Annotated in this window: 21 protein-coding genes; 15 read left to right on the top strand and 6 right to left on the bottom strand. The window is 73.3% G+C overall.

What is annotated here, in order from left to right; translation table 11 throughout:
* The first annotated feature begins 5 nt into the window (after positions 1 to 5).
* Both RBJ77_RS37820 and RBJ77_RS37815 read left to right on the top strand, forming a co-directional pair.
* On the top strand, positions 6 to 845 hold the full coding sequence (locus tag RBJ77_RS37820; protein WP_372349081.1) for a carbohydrate ABC transporter permease: 840 nt from the start codon (positions 6 to 8) through the stop codon (positions 843 to 845).
* Between the two features lie 8 nt (positions 846 to 853).
* On the top strand, positions 854 to 2,257 hold the full coding sequence (locus RBJ77_RS37815) for a GH1 family beta-glucosidase (RefSeq protein WP_372349080.1): 1,404 nt from the start codon (positions 854 to 856) through the stop codon (positions 2,255 to 2,257).
* A 20-nt stretch (positions 2,258 to 2,277) separates the two neighbouring features.
* On the opposite strand, the gene RBJ77_RS37810 is transcribed toward RBJ77_RS37815, so the two are convergent.
* Both RBJ77_RS37810 and RBJ77_RS37805 read right to left on the bottom strand, forming a co-directional pair.
* Positions 2,278 to 3,528: an ROK family protein gene (locus RBJ77_RS37810; RefSeq protein ID WP_372349079.1), complete on the bottom strand. Its 1,251-nt coding sequence runs from the start codon at positions 3,526 to 3,528 to the stop codon at positions 2,278 to 2,280.
* A gap of 63 nt (positions 3,529 to 3,591) precedes the next feature.
* Entirely contained in the window at positions 3,592 to 4,338 is a 747-nt protein-coding gene (locus tag RBJ77_RS37805; RefSeq protein ID WP_372349078.1) for an IclR family transcriptional regulator, read from the bottom strand.
* Positions 4,339 to 4,514: 176 nt separating this feature from the next.
* On the opposite strand from RBJ77_RS37805, the gene RBJ77_RS37800 reads away from it, so the two are divergent.
* The 9 genes from RBJ77_RS37800 to RBJ77_RS37760 are packed head-to-tail and all read left to right on the top strand — an operon-like array spanning position 4,515 to position 10,382.
* Positions 4,515 to 5,663 carry an amidohydrolase/deacetylase family metallohydrolase gene (locus tag RBJ77_RS37800; RefSeq protein ID WP_372349077.1) on the top strand — a complete coding sequence of 383 codons (1,149 nt, stop codon included), beginning with the start codon at positions 4,515 to 4,517 and terminating at the stop codon, positions 5,661 to 5,663.
* 46 nt (positions 5,664 to 5,709) lie between these two features.
* Entirely contained in the window at positions 5,710 to 6,105 is a 396-nt protein-coding gene (locus RBJ77_RS37795; RefSeq protein WP_372349076.1) for a hypothetical protein, read from the top strand.
* Positions 6,106 to 6,128: 23 nt separating this feature from the next.
* A complete protein-coding gene (locus RBJ77_RS37790) occupies positions 6,129 to 6,497 on the top strand; it encodes a glycine-rich SFCGS family protein (RefSeq protein WP_255976525.1) in 369 nt (122 codons plus the stop codon).
* The gene (locus RBJ77_RS37785) at positions 6,494 to 6,829 is read left to right on the top strand and encodes a DUF4312 family protein (protein WP_255976523.1); all 336 of its coding nucleotides are present in this window, start codon (positions 6,494 to 6,496) and stop codon (positions 6,827 to 6,829) included. The genes RBJ77_RS37790 and RBJ77_RS37785 overlap by 4 nt, the downstream gene beginning before the upstream one ends.
* Positions 6,830 to 6,833: 4 nt before the next feature.
* On the top strand, positions 6,834 to 7,622 hold the full coding sequence (locus tag RBJ77_RS37780; RefSeq protein ID WP_372349075.1) for a DUF4311 domain-containing protein: 789 nt from the start codon (positions 6,834 to 6,836) through the stop codon (positions 7,620 to 7,622).
* A 13-nt stretch (positions 7,623 to 7,635) separates the two neighbouring features.
* The gene (locus tag RBJ77_RS37775) at positions 7,636 to 8,379 is read left to right on the top strand and encodes a DUF4310 family protein (RefSeq protein ID WP_372349074.1); all 744 of its coding nucleotides are present in this window, start codon (positions 7,636 to 7,638) and stop codon (positions 8,377 to 8,379) included.
* A gap of 34 nt (positions 8,380 to 8,413) precedes the next feature.
* Positions 8,414 to 9,514, top strand: coding sequence for a DgaE family pyridoxal phosphate-dependent ammonia lyase (locus RBJ77_RS37770; protein WP_372349073.1), 1,101 nt, complete (start codon positions 8,414 to 8,416; stop codon positions 9,512 to 9,514).
* The gene (locus RBJ77_RS37765; protein WP_372349072.1) at positions 9,511 to 9,774 is read left to right on the top strand and encodes an HPr family phosphocarrier protein; all 264 of its coding nucleotides are present in this window, start codon (positions 9,511 to 9,513) and stop codon (positions 9,772 to 9,774) included. The genes RBJ77_RS37770 and RBJ77_RS37765 overlap by 4 nt, the downstream gene beginning before the upstream one ends.
* A complete protein-coding gene (locus RBJ77_RS37760) occupies positions 9,771 to 10,382 on the top strand; it encodes a bifunctional 4-hydroxy-2-oxoglutarate aldolase/2-dehydro-3-deoxy-phosphogluconate aldolase (RefSeq protein ID WP_372349071.1) in 612 nt (203 codons plus the stop codon). The genes RBJ77_RS37765 and RBJ77_RS37760 overlap by 4 nt, the downstream gene beginning before the upstream one ends.
* A gap of 80 nt (positions 10,383 to 10,462) precedes the next feature.
* On the opposite strand, the gene RBJ77_RS37755 is transcribed toward RBJ77_RS37760, so the two are convergent.
* Positions 10,463 to 11,827, bottom strand: a complete 1,365-nt coding sequence (locus tag RBJ77_RS37755) for an FAD-dependent oxidoreductase (RefSeq protein ID WP_372349070.1) — start codon at positions 11,825 to 11,827, stop codon at positions 10,463 to 10,465.
* Positions 11,828 to 12,066: 239 nt separating this feature from the next.
* On the opposite strand from RBJ77_RS37755, the gene RBJ77_RS37750 reads away from it, so the two are divergent.
* Positions 12,067 to 13,833 carry an ABC transporter ATP-binding protein gene (locus RBJ77_RS37750; RefSeq protein ID WP_372349069.1) on the top strand — a complete coding sequence of 589 codons (1,767 nt, stop codon included), beginning with the start codon at positions 12,067 to 12,069 and terminating at the stop codon, positions 13,831 to 13,833.
* Between the two features lie 16 nt (positions 13,834 to 13,849).
* Here RBJ77_RS37750 and RBJ77_RS37745 read toward each other — a convergent pair whose 3' ends face one another.
* Positions 13,850 to 14,104, bottom strand: a complete 255-nt coding sequence (locus RBJ77_RS37745) for a DUF3040 domain-containing protein (protein ID WP_372349068.1) — start codon at positions 14,102 to 14,104, stop codon at positions 13,850 to 13,852.
* A gap of 260 nt (positions 14,105 to 14,364) precedes the next feature.
* On the opposite strand from RBJ77_RS37745, the gene RBJ77_RS37740 reads away from it, so the two are divergent.
* Positions 14,365 to 15,324, top strand: coding sequence for a sensor histidine kinase (locus RBJ77_RS37740; protein WP_372349067.1), 960 nt, complete (start codon positions 14,365 to 14,367; stop codon positions 15,322 to 15,324).
* Positions 15,321 to 15,983 (top strand): response regulator, encoded by a 663-nt coding sequence (locus tag RBJ77_RS37735; protein ID WP_372349066.1) that lies wholly within the window; start codon positions 15,321 to 15,323, stop codon positions 15,981 to 15,983. Before RBJ77_RS37740 ends, RBJ77_RS37735 begins: the two co-directional genes overlap by 4 nt.
* Here RBJ77_RS37735 and RBJ77_RS37730 read toward each other — a convergent pair.
* Together RBJ77_RS37730 and RBJ77_RS37725 are read right to left on the bottom strand one after the other, a co-directional pair.
* Positions 15,950 to 17,158 (bottom strand): amidohydrolase, encoded by a 1,209-nt coding sequence (locus RBJ77_RS37730; RefSeq protein ID WP_372349065.1) that lies wholly within the window; start codon positions 17,156 to 17,158, stop codon positions 15,950 to 15,952. The genes RBJ77_RS37735 and RBJ77_RS37730 overlap by 34 nt on opposite strands.
* Positions 17,155 to 18,579, bottom strand: coding sequence for an MFS transporter (locus tag RBJ77_RS37725; protein ID WP_372349064.1), 1,425 nt, complete (start codon positions 18,577 to 18,579; stop codon positions 17,155 to 17,157). Before RBJ77_RS37725 ends, RBJ77_RS37730 begins: the two co-directional genes overlap by 4 nt.
* 125 nt (positions 18,580 to 18,704) lie before the next feature.
* On the opposite strand from RBJ77_RS37725, the gene RBJ77_RS37720 reads away from it, so the two are divergent.
* Positions 18,705 to 19,724 carry an Lrp/AsnC family transcriptional regulator gene (locus RBJ77_RS37720; protein ID WP_372349063.1) on the top strand — a complete coding sequence of 340 codons (1,020 nt, stop codon included), beginning with the start codon at positions 18,705 to 18,707 and terminating at the stop codon, positions 19,722 to 19,724.
* Positions 19,725 to 19,739 lie beyond the last annotated feature (15 nt).

Genomic DNA, 19,739 nt, shown 5'->3' with positions numbered 1-19,739 from the left:
CCGGCATGGCAACCGTCTCCGGGACCACCGCGACCACCGCGCCGAAGCGCCGCTGGGGCGCCACCGCGGCGGGCGTCGTCATCCTGTGCGTGATGCTGTTCCCGCTGTACTGGATGATCAACACGGCGCTGCAGCCCGAGTCGGGACTCCTCGAAGTCTCGCCCGTACCGCACTCGCTGGACCTGTCCGGCTTCACCTCGGCCATCAGCGAGCAGGGCGGCCACCTCCTGACCTCGCTCGCCGTCGCGCTCGGCGCCGTCGTCATCTGTCTGGCGATCGCCGCACCCGCCGCGTACGGACTCGCGCAGTTCCGGCTCCCCGGCACCAAGTCCATCGTCTTCGGCACCCTCATCACGCAGATGGTCCCGGGCATCGTCATCGCCAACGCCCTCTACAGCGCGTACGTCGACCTCGGCCTGGTCAACTCCTACTTCGGCCTGATGCTCGCCGACGCCTCGCTCGGCATTCCCTTCGCCATCGTCCTGATGCGCTCGTTCATGGTGGCCATCCCCAAGGAGGTCATCGAGGCGGCGGAGGTCGACGGCGCGAGCAAGCTGCGCACCTTCGTCCAGGTCGTGCTGCCGATGAGCCGCAACTCGCTGATCACGGCCGGGCTGTTCTCGTTCCTGTACGCGTGGAGCGACTTCATGTTCGCGTTGACGCTGAACACCACCGACGACGTCAAGCCCGTCACACTCGGCATCTACCAGTACATCGGCGCCCACGTCGGCGACTGGGGCTCGGTCATGGCCGCGTCCGTCCTGTCGGCGATCCCGGCGGCCGTGCTGCTCGTCCTCGCCCAGAAGTACATCGCCGCCGGCATCACCGGCGGATCCGTCAAGTAAGGCTCTCCATGCGTGACTTGCCCGTATTCCCCGAAGGCTTCGTGTTCGGCGCGGCCACCGCTTCCTACCAGATCGAGGGGGCCGCGAACGAGGACGGCCGCGGCCCCTCCATCTGGGACACCTACAGCCACACGCCCGGCCGTACGGACGGCGGCGACACCGGCGACGTGGCCTGCGACCACTACCACCGCTACCCCGAGGACGTGGCGCTGCTGCGCGGCCTCGGCGTGGAGTCGTACCGGTTCTCGATCGCCTGGCCGCGCATCCAGCCGACGGGACAGGGGCCCGCGAACCAGAAGGGCCTCGACTTCTACTCACGGCTCGTCGACGAGCTCCTGGAGGCGGGCATCGAGCCCGCCGCCACCCTGTACCACTGGGACCTGCCCCAGGCCCTGGAGACTCCGGCCAACAGCGGCTCCGCCGCGGGCGCGGGCTGGCGGGTGCGCGAGACCGCCGAGCGGTTCGCCGAGTACACGGCGATCGTCGCCGAGCACCTCGGCGACCGCGTCCCGCGCTGGATCACCCTCAACGAGCCCTGGTGCAGCGCCTTCCTCGGCTACTCCGTGGGCCGGCACGCGCCCGGCGCGCAGGAGGGCACCGGCGCCCTGGCCGCCGCGCACCACCTGCTCGTCGGCCACGGCCTCGCCGTCAAGGCGCTGCGCGCCGCCGGGGTGCGCGAGGTGGGCATCACGCTCAACCCCGACTTCAACGTGCCGGCCACCGACTCGGCGGCCGACCGGGCCGCCGCCCTGCGCGCCGACACCCAGCACAACCTGGTGTGGACCGACCCGATCCTGGCCGGCCGCTACCCGGACTCGGAGGAGGACACCTGGGGCGAGCTGATCACCCGCCAGGACTTCCGCCGCGACGGCGACCTGGAACTGATCGCGCAGCCGCTGGACTTCCTCGGCGTCAACTACTACCGGCCCACCCTCGTCGCCGACGCCCCGCACCGCGAGGCCGACCCGGCGCTTCGCGTCGCCACCGACAACCGGTACGCGGAGCGACCCTGGGCCGACGTGCGGCGCAACTCCATGAACTGGCCGGTCGTCCCGGAGACGTTCACCCAGCTGCTCACCGGGCTCAAGGACCGCTACGGCGACGCCCTGCCGCCCGTCCACATCACCGAGAACGGCACCGCCGAGCACGACGAGGTCACCGCCGACGGCGCGATCCACGACACCGACCGCGTCACCTATCTGCACGACCACCTCACCGCGCTGCGTGCCGCCATGGACGCGGGTGTCGACGTGCGCGGCTATTACGTCTGGTCGCTCCTCGACAACTTCGAGTGGGCGCTGGGCTACGCGAAGCGGTTCGGCATCGTCCGCGTCGACTACGACACCCTTCGGCGCACCCCGAAGGACAGCTACCACTGGTACCGGAAGCTGATCGCGGCCCACCGCGGGTGACCGCCGCGGCGCGGGACGGCTCAGTCCGTCCCGCGCTCCGCGTACGCCGCCGGGTCCGCCAGGATCTCGCGGACCACCCGGGCGGCCGCGCCGCGCGCCGCGTCGCCCGACGACGACGAGGCGCGCAGCCTGCCGCTGCCCGGCGTCCACAGACCCGACACCACCCGCGCGGTCAGCTCCGCGTCCGCGGCGGGGGCGAGCCAGGGCATCAGCGGGCGGAACACGCCGCCGAGCATCACCGCGTCGGGATCGATCAGGTTCACGGCGCCGGACAGCACCCGGCCGAGCAGCCGCCCCGCGTCGTCCAGCGCGGCGACCGCCGCCGGTTCACCGGCTTGGGCCCGCGTCTCCAGCTCCGCCACCCCGGCGGCCCCCGACGCCTCGTCGAGTCCCGCGGCCCGCAGCAGGGCGGCCTGCCCCGCGTACTGCTCCAGACAGCCGCGCGCCCCGCACCGGCACTCGGGCCCGTCCGGCTCGACCACCATGTGCCCGATCTCGCCCGCGAACCCGTGGGCGCCGCGCAGCAGCCGGCCGCCCAGGACCAGTGCGCCACCGACGCCGATCTCGCCGGTCAGATAGATGAAGCTGTGCACCCGGCCGCCGTCGTGCGCGTCGCCGAACCAGAGCTCGGCCATCGCCGCCAGGTTCGCCTCGTTGTCGGCGCTGACCGGCAGCGCCCGCCGGTTCGGCCGCAGCGAGCTGAGCGCCTGCGCGAACAGCCCCTCGACCGCCACCCGGTTCCACCCGAGGTTCGGCGCCTGCCGCACCGCGCCGCCCGACACCAGACCGGGCAGCGCCAACTCGGCCGCCACCGGGCGCAGTTCCTGCTCCGCGGCCGACTCCATGGCACGGGCGGCGATCCGCGCGGCCTGCGAGAGCACGGCCGCCGGCGCCGCGCCCCGGTTGTCCATCCGCTCCACGAGCCGGACCCGGTCGGTGCCCGCGAGGTCGACCACGCACACGGTGACGTAGTCGATGTTGATCTCCACCCCGAGACCCGCGAGGCCGGTCCGTGCGACCTTCAGCGCGGTGCCCGGGCGGCCCGCCTGCCCGCTGAACGTCTTGCCCCACTCGGTGAGGAAGCCCTCGGTGAGCAGTTGGTCGACGAGCGAGGACACCGCGGCCCGGGTCAGTCCGACCCGCCCGGCGACACCCGCCCGGGTCGCCTCGCCCTCGTCGTGGACGGTGCGCAGCACCAGACTCAGGTTGTGCCGACGCACCGTCGCCTTGTCGGCCTTGGGCGGGGGCAGGGACGGATCGTTGCTGTTCATCGTGGGTACGAGCCTATGCGACGGGACACCGTCACGACGGCGCGGACCGGGCCGGTGCCGGGGTCACAGCCTGCGCGAGACGTCCTGCGCGGCCTGCTTCACGGCCGGAGCGAACGCCGACAGCTGCTCCTCCGTGACGAGGAACGTGAGGGACGAGACGGACACGGCGCCCACCGGGGTGCCGTCGGCGTCGAGCACGGGCGCGGCGAGCGAGCAGATCGCCTCGTCCCCCTCCTCGTAGTCGGTGGCGTAGCCCTGGGCGCGGATGGCCGCCAACTCCTCGACGAGCACCGTCCGGTCGGTGTGGGTGCGGGGCGTGCGCGCGGGCAGCCCGGTGCGGTCCAGGACGTCCGCGGCCTCGTCGGGCGGGAGGTGCGCGAGCAGCGCCTTGCCCGCCGCCGTCGCGTGCAGGGGGAGCGGCGTGCCGACGTCGGTGGCGATGCGGTACGCGTGCCCCGGATCGACCTTGTGCGTGTACGTGGCGTGGTCGCCGCTGAGCACCGCCAGGTGGACGGCCTGCCCGAGCCGCTGCTGGAGCGCGCGCAGCACGGCGTCGATCCCGACCGCGTCGTCGGCGAGCACCTGGGCCGCGAGGGAGCGCAGTTGCACACCGCTGCCGTACCGGCCCTCGCCGTCCGCGGCCACGTAGCCCTCCTCGACCAGCGTGGCGAGGACCCGGTGGGTGGTGGCCTTGGAGACGCCGGAGCGCTCCGCGATGTCGCCCAGCCGGTGCGGCCCGTCCACGCGGGCCACGGCATGCAGCACCCGGAGCGCCTTCGCGACGGAATTCGCGGGCTTGCTCTCTTCCATTGACCCTCCGACGAGTACCGGGCTATGTTGCCAATCGATCCGCTCAGCGGAACGCCATTCTACTCTACGGAACGCTCTGCGGAGCGTGATCACCTCATCCGGCCACGGGCGCCAGCCCTGCCCCGCGCGCCGGTCGCTCCATGCACCACTCTCACGCTCGGGAAAGGCGGCCGTCCATGGCTGTACAGGGATCCCCCTCCGCTCACCCGCAACGATTCGATCTCGTCGTCACGGGCGGGCTGCTGACCGATCCGCTGCGGGACGGCCCCGAGCCCGGCGACCTCGCCGTCCAGGACGGCCGGATCGCGGCGGTCGGCGCCCCCGGCACACTCGACGGCCACCGCCGCCTCGACGCCGCCGGACTCCTGGTCACCCCGGGCCTCATCGACCTCCACACCCACGTGTACGCGCCCCGCACCGACCTGGGCGTCCCGGCGGACGACATCGGCGTGCGCCAGGGCGTCACCACCGTCGTCGACGCGGGCAGTTGCGGCAGCGACCACTGGACGGACTTTTCGGACAACGTTGTCCGTCCGGCCGCCACGCGCGTGCTGAGCTGGCTCAACATCTCCCGGCACGGCCTCGTCCACGGCCGCCGGGAACTGTCGCGCGGCCCCGACGACATCGACGAGGCAGCCACCGAGAAGGTGCTCCGCGACCATCCCGGCCAGGTCCGCGGCATCAAGGTCCGGATGAGCTCGTCCGTGCTCGGCGACAGCGGCCTCGCCCCGCTGCGCGCCGCCAAGCGGGTCGCCGCCCGCGTCGGACGGCCCGTCATGGTGCACGTCGGCAACGAGCCGCCACGGCTCGGGGACGTCCTCGACCTGCTCGGCGCGGGCGACGTCGTCACGCACGCCTTCCACGGCAAGCCCGGCGGCCTCCTCGGCAGCGAGCCGGAGGCCCGCGCCGCCGTCGAGCGCGGCGTCCGGCTCGACATCGGGCACGGCAGCGCCAGCCTCTCCTTCACCGCCGCCGAACGGGCCCTCGCCGCGGGCTTCACCCCGTACACGATCAGCACCGACCTGCACGCCCGGAACACGGCAGGGCCCGTGCACTCCCTCGTCACCACCCTGAACAAGCTGCTCGCCCTCGGACTCACCCCGCAGCAGGTGATCCGGTGCGCCACCCTGCACGCCGCCCGGGTCCTCGGCCTCGACGGCGAGCTGGGGACGCTGCGACCGGGGTCCGCGGCCGATCTGACGCTGCTGCGGACGGCTGACACCGCGATGACGCTGACCGACTCCGAAGGCGTCACCCGCACCTGCGCCGCCCCGCTCGAAGCCGTCACGACCGTGCGCGCGGGCGCCCCGGTCGCACCCCGGTGAGCGGCGCCCCGCCCGAGACCCGCACCGAACCACCGAAAGGCCGCGCATGAACGACCCCCTGATCGAGCGACTCGCGGACGCCGTCCGGGACACCGGACACCCCGTCACCGACACGGACCGCGCGGAGCTCGCGGCCTTCCTGCCGCTCACCCGGGAGTACGCGGAGACCAGCGGCATCGTCTTCGACGACACCCGCGCCCTCGCCCTCGCGGTGCACGCGCTCGCCTTCGTCCGCAGGGTCCGCGCCGCCGAGCACCTCGACGCCCTCGACGACCAGCTCGCCGCCGAGACGGCCCCCGGCCGGATGGACGCCGTCCGCACCCTCGTCGACACCTACTGCGCGCCCCACGGATTCCACGCGCACCGCACCGAAGTCCTGCTGCTCGCCCTGCACTTCGAGACGGCGGCCCAGCTCGCCCAGCAGTCCACCCCGCAGGCATGACCGACACACCAGGGAGCACCGCCATGACAGTCAAGATCGTGATCGGACACCGGCTCGGCAAGGGCCAGGCCGTCGCCGACGGCGTGCGCGCCGCGGGCGGCGAGCCCGTCCTCATCCCCGGACCCGGCGCCGACATGAAGGTGGGCGACGTGATGGCCGCGGAGGGCGCCGTCCTCGGCATCTCGTTCTGCGGCAGCGGCGGCGCGGGAGCCGTCACCGCCAAGGCCAAGTACGGCCACGACATCGAGTTCGGCATGCGGTCCGCGCAGGCCGGCGTCACCGCCGTCGAACAGGGCCGCACCGTCCTCGGGTTCGGCTTCCTCGACAGCGAGGAACTGGGGTTCAAGGTCACCGAGGCGCTCCTGAAGAAGCTCGCCAAGGAGGCCTCGTGAAGCAGTCCCGGCACACCCTGCGCCTGACCGGCGCCGGGCCCACCCGCGAGAAGGCCTTCGCCACCGCCATCGGCCAGGTCCAGTCCGCGGTCGGCAAGCGCACCGACGGCGTCAGCTTCCGCGTGGAGCCGCTGGACCTGGAGGTCGTCTCGGCGGTCGAGCACCGCTGGACCGAACGGTTCCTCGGCCTGTTCTTCCCCCGCACCCGGCAGCGCTTCGAGATCACCCTGCGCATCGACGTGCAGGTGGCCTCCCTCGACCTGGACGCCCTCGACTTCGCGGTGCGTGAGGAACGGCTCTCGCCGCTCCAGCACGCCCTGCACATGAGGTGACCCGATGAACGACACCCTCACCGTCCTCCTGGAGTCGCTCGTCATCGGCGGCCTCATCGGGTTCGGCGCGAGCGCGGGCGTCGCCCGGATGTTCCACGCCCCGAAGGTCCAGGGCATGGGCGCCTTCCGGACCCTCGGCGAACTGAACGCCTGCCAGAACGACCCGGTCGCCCACTTCTCCTTCGGCCTCGGCTTCCTCTTCAACGCCTGGTCGAGCGCGGTCGGCACCGGCGCCCTGACCTCCGACGTCGACCACCGCATCGTGCCGCACTGGACGGCGTCGGTCGCGATGGTGAAGAACCGCAACCTCGCCGAGACCCTGCACAACCCCCGCCGGATGGCCCTGACCGGCACCGTCGTCGGCATGGTCCTGGTCACCCTGCTCAACACGACCGCAGCCTCGATCCCGCACTCGTTGCAGGAAGTCGCGGCCCGGGTGCTCGGACCGGCCTCGGAATGGCTGATCAACCCCGTCATGCCGATCATCTTCTGGATGGCGGCCGTGGACGCCGGCCGCCGCACCGGAGCCTGGGGCACCGTCCTGGGCGGCCTCGGTCACCTCGTGATGGGCAACGCGGTGCCCGGCATCGTGCTCGGCATCGTCATCGGCAAGGGCGTCGACGACCTGGGCTGGACCAAGGTCACCAAGTCCCTCGCGGGGGTGGTGATCGCGCTGTTCGCGGCCAGCACGATCCTGCGCGGCGCCGACCTCACCCTGCTCGACCAGATGAAGGTGCACATCCCGCACTGGCTCCAGCAGTTCCACGACGCGACCGGCACCAAGCCCCAGTGAGGCAGGCCCCGACATGACCGAACCATCGACGTCCGTGCCCGCCCCCGCGGGCGGCATACCGGCCCAGACCCCCGGCCCGCGGGCCAGTGGCGGCTTCCTCGGCAAGGTGCCCGGCGAGGGCAGCTTCTGGCTCGCCGAGTGGGCCTTCCCCGTGTTCGTGGCCTGCCTGGCCGCCGGCATCTTCACCGGCACGCACCTGTACTACGTCTACGACACCGGGGTGTTCAGCGACGTGGCCGTGGCCTCCATGCTGAAGGCCGGTATGGAGAACGGGAGTTACGGCGCCGCGGCCGCGTTCGGCGCGGGCTTCCTGTTCGCCCGCGTCATCGAGGGCCCCATGGTCGGCATCCTCGACATCGGCGGCTCCCTGCAGACCGGCGTCGGCATCGGCATCCCCGCGATGCTGCTCGGCGCCGGATTCACCGCCCCGCTCGAACACTTCTGGCTCGCCATCCCGGTGGGCGCGCTGCTCGGCGGACTGATCGGCATCGCCATCGTCGTCATCCGCCGCGCCACCGTGAACTCCACCGGCGGCACCTCCACCTTCGGCGCCGACGTGATGATGGGCGCGGGCAACTCGGCCGGACGCTATCTCGGCCCGCTCGTCATCATCTCCGCCGCCACCGCGTCCCTGCCCGTCGGGCTCGGCTCCACCATCGGCGCCGCCCTCTTCTACAAGTGGCAGAAGCCGCTGACCGGCGGCGCCATCATCGGCGCGATGCTCGCCGGGCTCTTCTTCCCCATCCCCGGCAAGTGACCTCCAGACAAACAGAGTTCAAGGAAGCAGCAGCGTGCACCCACTCCACACGGACCTCGGCGTGCCCCCGGCCGTCAACGCCAGCGGCAGGATGACCGCGCTCGGCGGCAGCGTCCTCAGCGACGCGGTCGTCGCCGCCATGGGCGAGGCCGCCCGCCACCACGTCGTCATGGACGACCTGATCACGGCGGTGGGCCGGGAGATCGCCCGGGCCACCGGCACCGAGGACGGCTGCCCCACCACCGGCGCCGCCGCCGGCATCGCCGTCGCGGTCGCCGCCGTCGTGGCGGGCACCGACCTCGCCCGGATCGAAGCCCTGCCCGATCCGGGCGACGCGCCCTGCGAGGTGATCCTGCCGCGCGGTCACTCCGTCCACTTCGGTGCGCCCGTGCGGCAGATGATCGCCCTGGGCGGCGGTCGCCCGGTCGAGGTCGGCTCCGCCAACAAGGTCTCCCGGGACCACCTGGCGGGGGCGATCGGCCCCCGCACGGCGGCCCTGCTGTACGTCCAGTCGCACCACGCCGTCCAGAAGGGCATGGTCTCCCTCGCCGAGACCGTCGAGGTCGGCCGGGCGCACGGCGTCCCGGTGATCGTCGACGCGGCGGCCGAGGAGGACCTGCGGCGCTGGCCCGACAGCGGCGCCGACCTGGTGATCTACAGCGGCGGCAAGGCCGTCGGCGGCCCCACCTCCGGAATGATCTGCGGCAGCGCCCGGTACATGGCGGCCTGCCGTGCCCAGTACGGCGGCATCGCCCGCCCGATGAAGGTCGGCAAGGAGACCCTGTTCGGCCTCGTCCAGGCCCTGCGCGACTACGGGACCGAGCCGGCCGCCGACCACCGTGCGCGCATGACGAAACTCGCGGACCGGCTGTCCGCCCTGCCCGGCCTCACGACCCGCGTGGTCGGCGACGAGGCGGGCCGCGCCATCCACCGCACCGAACTGACCGTCGACCCGGCCGGAGCGGGCCGCGACGCCACCCGGCTCGCCGCCGAACTCGCGGCGTGCGGCGTCCACCTGAGGGACCACCAGTCCGCCACGGGCCGACTGCTCATCGACCCGCGCCCCATGAAGCCGGACGAGGAGGAGCAGCTGGTGGCACGCCTGACCGCGCTCCTGGAGGAAGGAACCCGATGACCGTGATCGAACGCCGCCTGGTGGTCACCGAGGAGGCGGGACTGCACGCCCGCCCCGCCGCCGCGTTCGCCCAGACCGCGGCCCGCAGCACGGCCGACGTCACCGTCGCCCTGGAAGGCGGGCGGGAGGTCCCCGCGCGCAGCGTGCTGTCGCTGATGACGCTCAACATCCGCTGCGGCGACGCCATCGTGCTGCGCGCCCGCGGCGCCGACGCGGAGTCCACGCTCGACGCCCTCGCCCGCATCGCGGACCCCGCATGACCGGCCCCGCGCCCGCCGTCGCCCGGGTCGTCGAGCGGCTGCGGCAGGCCCGCGTCACCCCGACCGTCCGCGCGGCCGACGCCGACAGCGCCGACGCCCTGGCCCGCACCCTCGTCGACTGCGGCATCACGGCCTTCGAGTTCACCGCCACCACACCGGGCTGGGAGAAGCTGGTGGAGACCTGGTCGCGGGACGTCCCCGAGGTGACGCTCGGCCTGGGCACCGTCACCTCGCCGGACATCGCCGAGCGGGCCCTGACGGCCGGAGCGCACTTCCTCGTCAGTCCGTTCCAGGTGCCCGAGGTGCGTCCCGTGGCGGACGCGGCCGGCCGGCTCCTGGTCGAGGGCGGTCTGACGCCGAGCGAACTGCGGGTCGCCGCGGACCGCGGCGTGGCCAAGCTGTTCCCCGCCCACGTCGGCGGCATCGCGTACCTGACGTCCGTACTGGCCGTCCTCCCCGGCGCCCGCATCATGGCGACGGGCGGCGTCACGGTGGACAACGCCGCCGAGTGGCTGGCGGCGGGTGCCTTCACGGTGAGCATCGGCAGCGACCTCACCAAGGGCGACGTGCGGGCCAACGTTGCACGGCTGACCCGGGCGATCGCCTGACGGAGCCTGACGAAAGAGCGGCAGGGCCGGCCGGCTTCCGAGGAAGCCGGCCGGCCCTGCCGTCGCCACGGGGGTGGAGCTCAGGCGCCGCTGGCCCTGAGCATGTCCTCCCGCTCCACGATCTTGACGCGCTCGCGGCCCTGGGGCTCACCGAGCGCCTTCTCGGCGGCGTCGAGCCGGTACCAGCCGTCCCACGTCGTGTAGCGGACGCCGCGCTCGCCGAGGAACTCCTCGACGGCCTCGGGCGCGGGCGAGGCGGGGGCGTGCAGCCGGCCCTCGGCGTGGTCCGCCAGGAGGTTGGCCACCGTCTCGTTGGCGTCGCCCTTGGTGTGGCCGATGAGACCCACCGGGCCGCGCCGGATCCAGCCGGTGACGTACGTGGACCGCAGGTGCTCGCCGTTCTCCTGGATCACCCGGCCGCCCTCGTCCGGCACGGTCCCGGAGGCGATGTCCCAGGGGAGCTTGGGCAGCTCGTCCGAGAGGTAGCCGACCGCGCGGTAGACCGCGGTGACGTCCCAGTCCGTGTGCGCGCCGGTGCCCTTGACGTTGCCGGTGCCGTCCAGCTCGGTGCGCTCCGTGCGCAGGCCGACGACGCGGCCGTCCTCGCCGAGGATCTCGGTGGGCGACTCGAAGAAGTGCAGGAACAGCTTGTGCGGGCGGGTGCCCTCGTCGCGGATCGCCCAGTTCTCCAGCGTCTTGGCGACCATGTCGGCCTGCTTGTTGCTGCGCCGGGTCGCGATCGAGCCCTCGTCGTAGTCGATGTCCTCGGGGTTGACGATGACCTCGATGTTCGGCGAGTGGTCCAGCTCGCGCAGCTCCATCGGGCTGAACTTGGCCTGCGCGGGGCCGCGGCGGCCGAAGACGTGGACCTCCAGCGCCTTGTTGGCCTTGAGCCCGTCGTGGACGTTGGCCGGGATCTCGGTCGGCAGCAGTTCGTCCGCGGTCTTCGCGAGGATGCGGGCGACGTCGAGCGCGACGTTGCCGACGCCGAGCACGGCGACCTTCTCCGCTTCGAGGGGCCAGGTGCGGGGGACGTCGGGGTGGCCGTCGTACCAGGAGACGAAGTCCGCCGCGCCGTACGAGCCGTCCAGGTCGATGCCGGGGATGCCGAGCGCCCGGTCGGCGGTGGCGCCGGTGGAGAAGACGACCGCGTCGTAGAAGGCGCGCAGGTCGTCGAGGTCGATGTCGCGGGGGTAGTCGACGTTGCCGAAGAGCCGGATCTGCGGCTTGTCGAGGACCTGGTGCAGGGCGGTGACGATGCCCTTGATGCGCGGGTGGTCGGGCGCGACGCCGTAGCGGATCAGACCGAAGGGGGCCGGCATGCGCTCGAAGAGGTCGATGGACACACCGGGGTCGGTGGCCGCGTCGGACTTGAGCAGCGCGTCGGCGGCGTAGATGCCGGCGGGGCCGGCTCCGACGATGGCGACCCTCAGGGGGCGAGGCATGTACAGGTTCCCTTCGAGTGATCCAAGAAGTGCTCGAAGGGAATCTTAAAGTAAGGCAAGCCTTAGTTCGTAGCCGGGTTCGGTCTATGAGCTCATAAGGATGGTTTATGGGTTGTCACAGACTCGCTTTGGGGGTGCCCCGGCTCCCGCTGGTGCAACGTCCGGATGGCGGCGGCGGGTTCCCGCCGATGTGGGAGAAAGCGCTTTCTCCGCCTCGGTGGATGGGATGGGATCTAGGCATGCAGCCCTCGGTGCCCGACCATCTGGACCACCGCTACCGCGGTGAGCACCCCATCCGGACCCTCCTCCACCTCTTCCGCCCCGACCGCGGCAAACTCCTGCTCGCCGCGGCCGTCTTCGTCGTCAAGCACAGCCCGATCTGGCTCCTGCCCCTGATCACGGCGACCGTCCTCGACGTCGTCGTCCAGCACGGCTCCCAGACCCGGCTGTGGCAGGCCACCGGCGTCCTGCTCTTCATCCTCGTGATCAACTACCCGCTCCACCAGTGGTACGTACGCCTCCTCGGCGGCAGCATCCGCCGCATGGGCACGACCCTGCGCTCCGCCCTGTGCCGGCGCATGCAGCAGCTCTCCATCGGCTACCACGCCCGCGTCAGCTCCAGCGTGCTGCAGGCCAAGGTCGTCCGGGACGTGGAGTCCGTCGAACAGATGGTGCAGCAGAGCTCCGACATGGGCCTGGGCGCCGTCGTCACGCTCACCGGCGGCCTCGTCGTGATCGGCCTGCGCACCCCCGAGTTCCTGCCGGTGTTCCTCGTCGTGGTCCCCGCCGCGGGCTTCCTCGTGATGCGGCTACGGGGCCGGCTGCGCAGCCACAACGAACACTTCCGCCGCGAGGTGGAGCACCTCTCCTCCCGGGTCGGCGAGATGACCACCCTCATCCCCATCACCCGCGCCCACGGCCTGGAACGCACCGCGCTCGGCCGCGTCGACGGCTCCCTGCGCCAGGTCTTCGCCGCGGGCCTGCGCCTGGACACCATGAACGGCCGCTTCAACTCGGCGGCCTGGGTCATGCTCAACGTCCTCGGCGTGCTCTGCCTCACCGGCTCCGCCCTCGTCGCCTACCACGGCTGGCTGCCGGTGACGGCCGGTGACGTCGTCATGCTCAGCTCCTTCTTCACCGTCCTGACCAGCTCCGTGACGACGCTGCTCGGCCTGGCCCCGGTCATCAGCAAGGGCCTCGAATCGGTGCGCTCGGCGGGCGAGGTGCTCCAGGCCCCCGACCTGGAGAGCAACGCGGGCAAGGCCGACGTGGAGCAGGTGCGCGGCCGCATCGACTTCCGGCACGTCGGCTTCGCGTACGGCGACGAGGCCCCGGCCGTCGACGCGTTCACCCTCTCCGCGAGCCCCGGCGAGACGATCGCGCTCGTCGGCGCGTCCGGCGCGGGCAAGTCGACCGTCCTGAACCTGCTGATCGGCTTCATCCGCCCGACCACCGGCCGCATCCTCCTCGACGGCGTCGACATGGCCACCCTCGACCTGCGCAGCTACCGCCGGTTCCTGTCCGTGGTGCCGCAGGAGTCGATCCTGTTCGAGGGCAGCATCCGCGACAACGTGACGTACGGCCTGCGCGACACCGACGAGCGGACGCTCCAGCAGGCCCTGCGCGACGCCAACGCGCTGGAGTTCGTGGAGCGGCTGCCGGACGGCCTCGACACCGTCGTCGGCGAGCGCGGCGCCCGGCTGTCCGGCGGCCAGAAGCAGCGCCTGGCCATCGCCCGCGCCCTGATCCGCGACCCGCGCGTCCTCGTCCTCGACGAGGCGACGTCGGCCCTCGACAACCGCTCCGAGGCCCTCGTCCAGGAAGCCCTCGCGCGCCTGGTGCACGGCCGCACCGTGTTCGTCGTCGCGCACCGGCTCTCGACCATCCAGGGCGCCGACCGGATCGTGGTGATGGACGGCGGCCGGATCGTGGAGAGCGGCACGCACCGTGAACTCCTGTCCAGGGGCGGCGTCTACGCCGGACTGCAACCCGCCCGGCACGGGTAGCCGGGCCGCGGCCGGGTCAGCGGGGCCGGTCGAAGAGATGGCAGGCCGCGCCCGTCGCGACCAGCGCCGCGGCGATGACCATGCCCTGCGAGGTGACGACGCCGACGCCGAGGGCCACCAGGCCGAGCGTCACGGCGGTCCAGGCCCAGCGGTGGTCGTACTCGCGCGGCGGGCGCGGCCGGCCGTGCCGCAGGGCGGCGGCGAACCGCGGGTCCTCGGCCTCCAGCCGCTCCGCGAGGGCGGTGAGGCGGGTGTCGTCGCTCGTCGGCATGGTCGACCTCTCTCGGGGGCAGGGGGGCGGTGTGGTCGGGCCGGGGCACCGGAGGCGCGGTGCCCCCGCCCGCTCTCCCACCGTCGCGTCCGGCGCGGCCCGAAACCATGGGGTGCGCCACCCAGATCCCCGGGGGCCCGCCATGCACGGGCCGCGGACCGGCGGACATGGGTGTCGGCCCCGATGGACACACCCCCTGGTGAACGGAGAGCCTGGGCGGTGAGACCACCGCACCCACCCGGCGAGGAGGCCGCGCGTCCGTGTCCCTGTTCTGGCGGATCTTCCTGCTGAACGCCACCGTGCTGCTTGCCGCGGTGGCGCTCCTCCTGCTGGGTCCCGTGACCGTCTCCACACCCGTGGTGCTGACGGAGACGCTGATCCTGGCGGCCGGCCTCGTGGTGATGCTGACCGCCAACGCGGCGCTGCTGCGGGTCGGCCTCGCGCCGCTGCAGCGGCTGACCCGCGCCATGACCACCACGGACCTGCTGCGCCCCGGCGACCGCCCGGTCGCGTCCGGACAGGGGGACGTGGCCGCGCTGATCGAGACGTACAACGCGATGCTCGACCGGCTGGAGGCCGAGCGCGCCGCCAGCGCGGCGCGCGCCCTGTCCGCGCAGGAGGCGGAGCGGCGCAGGATCGCCCAGGAACTGCACGACGAGGTCGGCCAGACCCTGACCGCGGTGCTCCTGGAACTGAAGAGCGCGGCCGACCAGGCACCCGACGCCCTGCGCGACGAGCTGATCCGCACCCAGGAGACGACCCGCACCGGCCTGGACGAGGTCCGGCGCATCGCCCGCCGGCTGCGCCCCGGAGTCCTGGAGGAACTCGGCCTCGTCAGCGCCCTGCGCTCGCTGGCCAACGAGTACACGGACTGGGCCGACACCAAGGTCACCAGCACCGTCGCGGCGCCGCTGCCGGCACTGGACCGGGCGGCCGAACTGGTCGTCTACCGGGTCGCCCAGGAGGGCCTGACCAATGTGGTGCGGCACTCCGGCGCCGCGCACGCCGCCCTGGACATCCGCGCCACGGACGACCGGGTCGTGCTGCGGATCCGCGACGACGGATGCGGCACCGGCGGCGCGCCCGAGGGCGCCGGACTGCGCGGGATGCGGGAACGCGCCCTGCTGGTCGGCGCCGGACTCACCGTCCGCGACGGCCCGTCAGGGGGCACCGAGGTGCGCCTCGACGTGCCGGTCGCGCCGGCCGGGAGCGGACGATGAGCGGGACCGGCGACGAGGTGCGGATCCTGCTCGCCGACGACCACGCGCTGGTCCGGCGCGGGGTCCGGCTCATCCTCGACCGGGAGCCCGGGCTGACCGTGGTGGCGGAGGCCGGGGACGGGGCCGAGGCGATCGCGCTGGCCAGGTCGGAGCGGCCCGACCTGGCCGTCCTCGACATCGCGATGCCCCGCCTCACCGGCCTGCAAGCGGCCCGCGAACTGGCCCGCGTCCAGCCGGGACTGCGGATCCTGATCCTGACGATGTACGACAACGAGCAGTTCTTCTTCGAGGCCCTCAAGGCCGGTGCCTGCGGCTACGTCCTGAAGTCGGTGGCCGACCGGGACCTGGTCGAGGCGTGCCGGGCCGCCGCCCGCGACGAACCGTTCGTGTACCCGGGCGCGCTCAAGGCGCTGATCCGGGACCACCTCGAACGGATCCGCCGGGGCGACGACGTGCCCGCGCGGACCATCACGGAGCGCGAGGAGGAGATCCTCAAGCTGGTCGCCGAGGGGCACACCTCGCAGCAGATCGCCGACCTGCTGTTCATCAGCGTCAAGACCGTGGAACGGCACCGCGCCAACCTGCTGCAGAAGCTCGGCCTCAAGGACCGCCTCGAACTCACCCGCTACGCCATCCGCGTGGGGCTCATCGAGGCGTGACCGGCGCGGCGCGCGGCGACCGCCCGGAGCAGCCGCCGGCGCTGCCCGTCGTCGCACGCGGCCGTCACCGCCGTGAGCGCGAGCGCCGCCGCTCCGTCCAGGACCGCACGGTCGGCGCCCGGCGTCCTCCCGTACGCGGTGAACTCCGCCGTGTGCTGGCGGGCGCCCCCGGTGTCGTAGCCGATGGTGGGATGGATCGAGGGCAGCAGCCGCGACACGTTGCCCATGTCGGTCGACGCCATCGACTCGCCGTGCCGGGACACCGGCGTCCGGCCCAGGCCGCGCGCGGCGGCCGCGTACGCCTCCGTCAGGAACGCGTCCTGCCGCAGATCCGCGAAGTCCCGCCCGTGGGGCTCCAGTTCGAGCCGCGCCCCGGTCGCCAGGGCGCCCGCCTCGAAGCACGAGGCGACCCGGCCCTGGACGAGCGCGAGCTGTTCGGCGCTCGGCGCCCGCACCTCGTAGCGGGCGCGCGCGACGTCCGGGACGACGTTCGGCGCGCTGCCGCCCTCCGTGACGATGCCGTGCACCAGGGAGCCGGGCGGCAGGTGCTGGCGCAGCAGACCGATCGACGTCTGCGCGACGGTCAGCGCGTCGAGCGCGTTGACACCCTCCCAGGGGGCGAGCGCCGCGTGCGCCGGCCGGCCCCGGTAGACGACGTCCCAGGCGCCGATGGCGAGCGACGACGCCGCGACGCCGTCCTCGGCCGCCGCGTGCACCATCATGGCCGCCGCCACGTCGTCGAAGACCCCGGCCTCCAGCAGCAGCACCTTGCCGCCGATGTCCTCCTCCGCGGGGGTGCCGATCAGCCGTACGGTGACGCCGATCCGGTCGGCGACGGCCGCGAGACCGAGCGCGGCGCCGACGGCCGCCGCCCCGTTCACGTTGTGCCCGCAGGCGTGGCCGATGCCCGGCAGGGCGTCGTACTCGGCGCAGAAGGCGATCACCAGCTCGCCGTCGCCGAACGTGGCGTCGAGGGCCGTGGGCAGGTCCGCGACCGGGCGGCTCACCGCGAAGCCCGCCGTGTCGAGGAGTGCGGCGATCCGGGCCGCCGCACGGTGCTCGTTCAGGGCCGTCTCCGGATCGTCGTGCAGGGCGTGGCTGAGGTCGGTCAGCTGCTCCCGGCGGCGACGGATCGTCTCGTGGACCGTGTCCTGAACCGTGGTCGGCGTCGTCACGCGAGCCCCTCCTTCGTCGGTACGTGGCCCGGCCGCGGCGCGGCGAGCGGGTGCGAGGCCGTCCGCGACCCGGCGTAGGCGAGCGCGCACAGGGCGCCGAGCAGCGCGACCCCGCCGCACAGGCACCAGCTCCACACGAAGCCGGAGAGCGCGATCCGGCCGTCCCCGCCACCGGTCTGGTGGGCCGCGAACACGCCGCCGATCACGGCGGCGCCGATCGCCGCGCCGAGCGACAGCGCGAGCTCGTTGATGCCCACCGCGAGCGCGGTCTGCCGCTCGGGGACCACCTCGGCCGACAGGGTCCGCGTGATCGACTCGAACAGGCCCGTGGCCAGCCCGACGACCAGCGCCGACGCGACGTACTGGGGGAGCGTGGCGTGGAACAGGGCCAGGCCCAGGAAGCCGAGCGCGGTCAGCGCGCCACCCGTCGCGAGCACCGCACGGTCACCGATCAGCCGGGCCAGTCGCGGCGTGGCCGTCGACCCGGCGAACCCGGCGACGACCATGGCCAGCGAGACCGTCGCGATGGCCTGCGGCCCGAGGCCCATGCCGTAGCCGGAGCGGGCCGGATCGGCCCCGAGGAACAGGGCGTTGGCGCCCAGGAAGCCGATCGTGCCGAACGCCGCGCAGAAGGTGTGCGCGCTGATCACGGCGAGCCGTCGGTCGCGCAGCATCCGCACGCTCACCAGCGGATGCGTCGCACGCCGCTCCACCGCCACCCACGCCGTCAGCACGGCCACCGCGAGGGCCGCGACGCCCAGCGACCGCGCCGACGTCCAGCCCCAGGCGCCGCCCTGTGCGAGCACCAGGACGAGCGCGATCAGCCCGACCGTGAGCAGAGCGGCGGCGCCGTAGTGGAAGCGGCCCCCGCGCGGGGTGTCGCTGTCCGGGAGCAGGACGCCCGCGAGGACCGCGAGGACCGCCACCGGGACCGCCGTCCACAGCCCCGCCTCGGCGTGCCGCTCGCTGAGCGCGCCCGCCACCAGACCGCCCACGCCGATCGCGATGAGCAGCGCGCCGACCAGCACCGCCATTCCGCTGCGGCCCCGCTCGGGAGCCCGGGAGCGCAGGATCCCCGCCAGCAGCGGGAAGAAGCCGACCACCGCGCCCTGCAGCACCATGCCCACCGCGAGCGTCGCCACCGTCGGCCGCAGCGCCATCGCCAGCGATCCTGCCGCGACCATCGCGAGGGCCACCCGCAGCAGCCTGCGGTGTCCGAACAGGTCGCCGAGCCGCGACAGCAGCGGCGTCAGGACCGCGAACGCGCACTGCGCCAGCAGATAGAGATCGTTCTGCCCCACCGCCCCGATGCCCAGACGCTGCCCCAACTCCGGGAGCAGCGGCGTCAGATACCCCTGGACGACACCGCTGAACACCACGACCACCGCCATCGCGCCCACCATCGCGCGACCGGTGCCCAAGCCCGCACCTCTGTCCACCGTGCTCACTCCTTCTGGTGGCCCGAACCGAAAGTGGTGGCTACTGTGCGGGCTGCGGCCGAACCGAGCCGTCACATCGACGGAAACAGGCACGGAGAGGCTGCCGCATGCGAGAAACGGTCACCGTCAGCGAACTGGACCTGGCCCTCGTCAACGCGCTCCAACTGCGCCCGCGCGCCTCCTGGACCGAGTTGGCACCCCTCCTCGGCGTCACCGCGGGCACCCTCGCGCGCCGCTGGGAACGGCTGACCGGCGAGGGGCTCGCCTGGGTGTACGCGGCGCCGGGCCGGGAGTTCTCCCGCACCCGCTGCACCGCGTTCGTGCTGCTGCGCTGCGCCCCCGGCAGCCGGGCCGCGATCGCCGAGCGGCTCTGCGCGTTCGAGGAGGCCGTGACCATCGAACTGACCGGCCCCGGCAGCGCCGATCTCCTCCTGGACGTCCTCGCCCCCGACCTGCCGGCGCTCGCCCGCTTCCTGACGGAGCGGCTCGAGACGCTGCCGGGACTCGTCTCCGTCGACTGCCTCTTCGCGACGTCCCTGTCCGTCGAAGGGAGCCGCTGGCGGCTGCGCTCCCTCGCCCCCGACCAGCTCACCGCGCTGGGCGCGCCGGGACCCGGCGCCCGCGACGCATCGCCCACGGTGGAGCTCGACGCGGTGGACCGGGCGCTGCTCGACGCCCTCGTCCGCGACGGCAGGCTCGGCCTGGCCGCGCTCGCCGAGCACGCCGACAGCAGTCCCGCCACCGTCCGCCGCAGACTGCGCCGGCTCGACGACTCGGGCATCCTCACCCTGCGCTGCGACATGGCCGCGGCGCTGGCGGGCCGCCCGGTCCCCGTCTCCCTGCTCGGCCAGGCGCCCGCGCGGGACACGGCCGCCGTCCACCGCACGTTCGCCGCGCTGCCCGAGTGCCGGCTCGTCGCCGGCGTCACCGGGCGCGCCAACATCTTCGCCACGCTGTGGGTGCACGACCTCGGCGACATCCAGCGCTGGGAGACCGCGCTGTGCGCCCGGCTGCCCACGCTGACCGTGACGGACCGGATCGTGGGCCTGCACACGGTCAAGCGGATGGGCCACCTGCTGGACGAGGACGGGCGGCGCGTGGGGCTACGGGCGATCCGGCCCTGGTAGCGCACAGGCCCTAGT

It is taken from the genome of Streptomyces sp. KL116D, from assembly GCF_030766975.1.
GTDB classification, from domain to species: Bacteria; Actinomycetota; Actinomycetes; order Streptomycetales; family Streptomycetaceae; genus Streptomyces; species Streptomyces longispororuber_A.
Note: the sequence above shows the minus strand (reverse complement) of the source record. Positions and strands in the feature narration are given on the sequence as shown.

Bases quoted from the DNA above. Each gene is read 5' to 3' on its own strand.
- RBJ77_RS37805 (WP_372349078.1), bottom strand. From the start codon at position 4,338: ATGGAAGAGAGCAAGCCCGCGAATTCCGTCGCGAAGGCGCTCCGGGTG.
- RBJ77_RS37755 (WP_372349070.1), bottom strand. From the start codon at position 11,827: ATGCCTCGCCCCCTGAGGGTCGCCATCGTCGGAGCCGGCCCCGCCGGC.
- RBJ77_RS37780 (WP_372349075.1), top strand. From the start codon at position 6,834: ATGAACGACACCCTCACCGTCCTCCTGGAGTCGCTCGTCATCGGCGGC.
- RBJ77_RS37735 (WP_372349066.1), top strand. From the start codon at position 15,321: ATGAGCGGGACCGGCGACGAGGTGCGGATCCTGCTCGCCGACGACCAC.
- RBJ77_RS37795 (WP_372349076.1), top strand. From the start codon at position 5,710: ATGAACGACCCCCTGATCGAGCGACTCGCGGACGCCGTCCGGGACACC.
- RBJ77_RS37765 (WP_372349072.1), top strand. From the start codon at position 9,511: ATGACCGTGATCGAACGCCGCCTGGTGGTCACCGAGGAGGCGGGACTG.
- RBJ77_RS37810 (WP_372349079.1), bottom strand. From the start codon at position 3,528: ATGAACAGCAACGATCCGTCCCTGCCCCCGCCCAAGGCCGACAAGGCG.
- RBJ77_RS37775 (WP_372349074.1), top strand. From the start codon at position 7,636: ATGACCGAACCATCGACGTCCGTGCCCGCCCCCGCGGGCGGCATACCG.
- RBJ77_RS37760 (WP_372349071.1), top strand. From the start codon at position 9,771: ATGACCGGCCCCGCGCCCGCCGTCGCCCGGGTCGTCGAGCGGCTGCGG.
- RBJ77_RS37750 (WP_372349069.1), top strand. From the start codon at position 12,067: ATGCAGCCCTCGGTGCCCGACCATCTGGACCACCGCTACCGCGGTGAG.
- RBJ77_RS37720 (WP_372349063.1), top strand. From the start codon at position 18,705: ATGCGAGAAACGGTCACCGTCAGCGAACTGGACCTGGCCCTCGTCAAC.
- RBJ77_RS37790 (WP_255976525.1), top strand. From the start codon at position 6,129: ATGACAGTCAAGATCGTGATCGGACACCGGCTCGGCAAGGGCCAGGCC.
- RBJ77_RS37820 (WP_372349081.1), top strand. From the start codon at position 6: ATGGCAACCGTCTCCGGGACCACCGCGACCACCGCGCCGAAGCGCCGC.
- RBJ77_RS37815 (WP_372349080.1), top strand. From the start codon at position 854: ATGCGTGACTTGCCCGTATTCCCCGAAGGCTTCGTGTTCGGCGCGGCC.
- RBJ77_RS37800 (WP_372349077.1), top strand. From the start codon at position 4,515: ATGGCTGTACAGGGATCCCCCTCCGCTCACCCGCAACGATTCGATCTC.
- RBJ77_RS37745 (WP_372349068.1), bottom strand. From the start codon at position 14,104: ATGCCGACGAGCGACGACACCCGCCTCACCGCCCTCGCGGAGCGGCTG.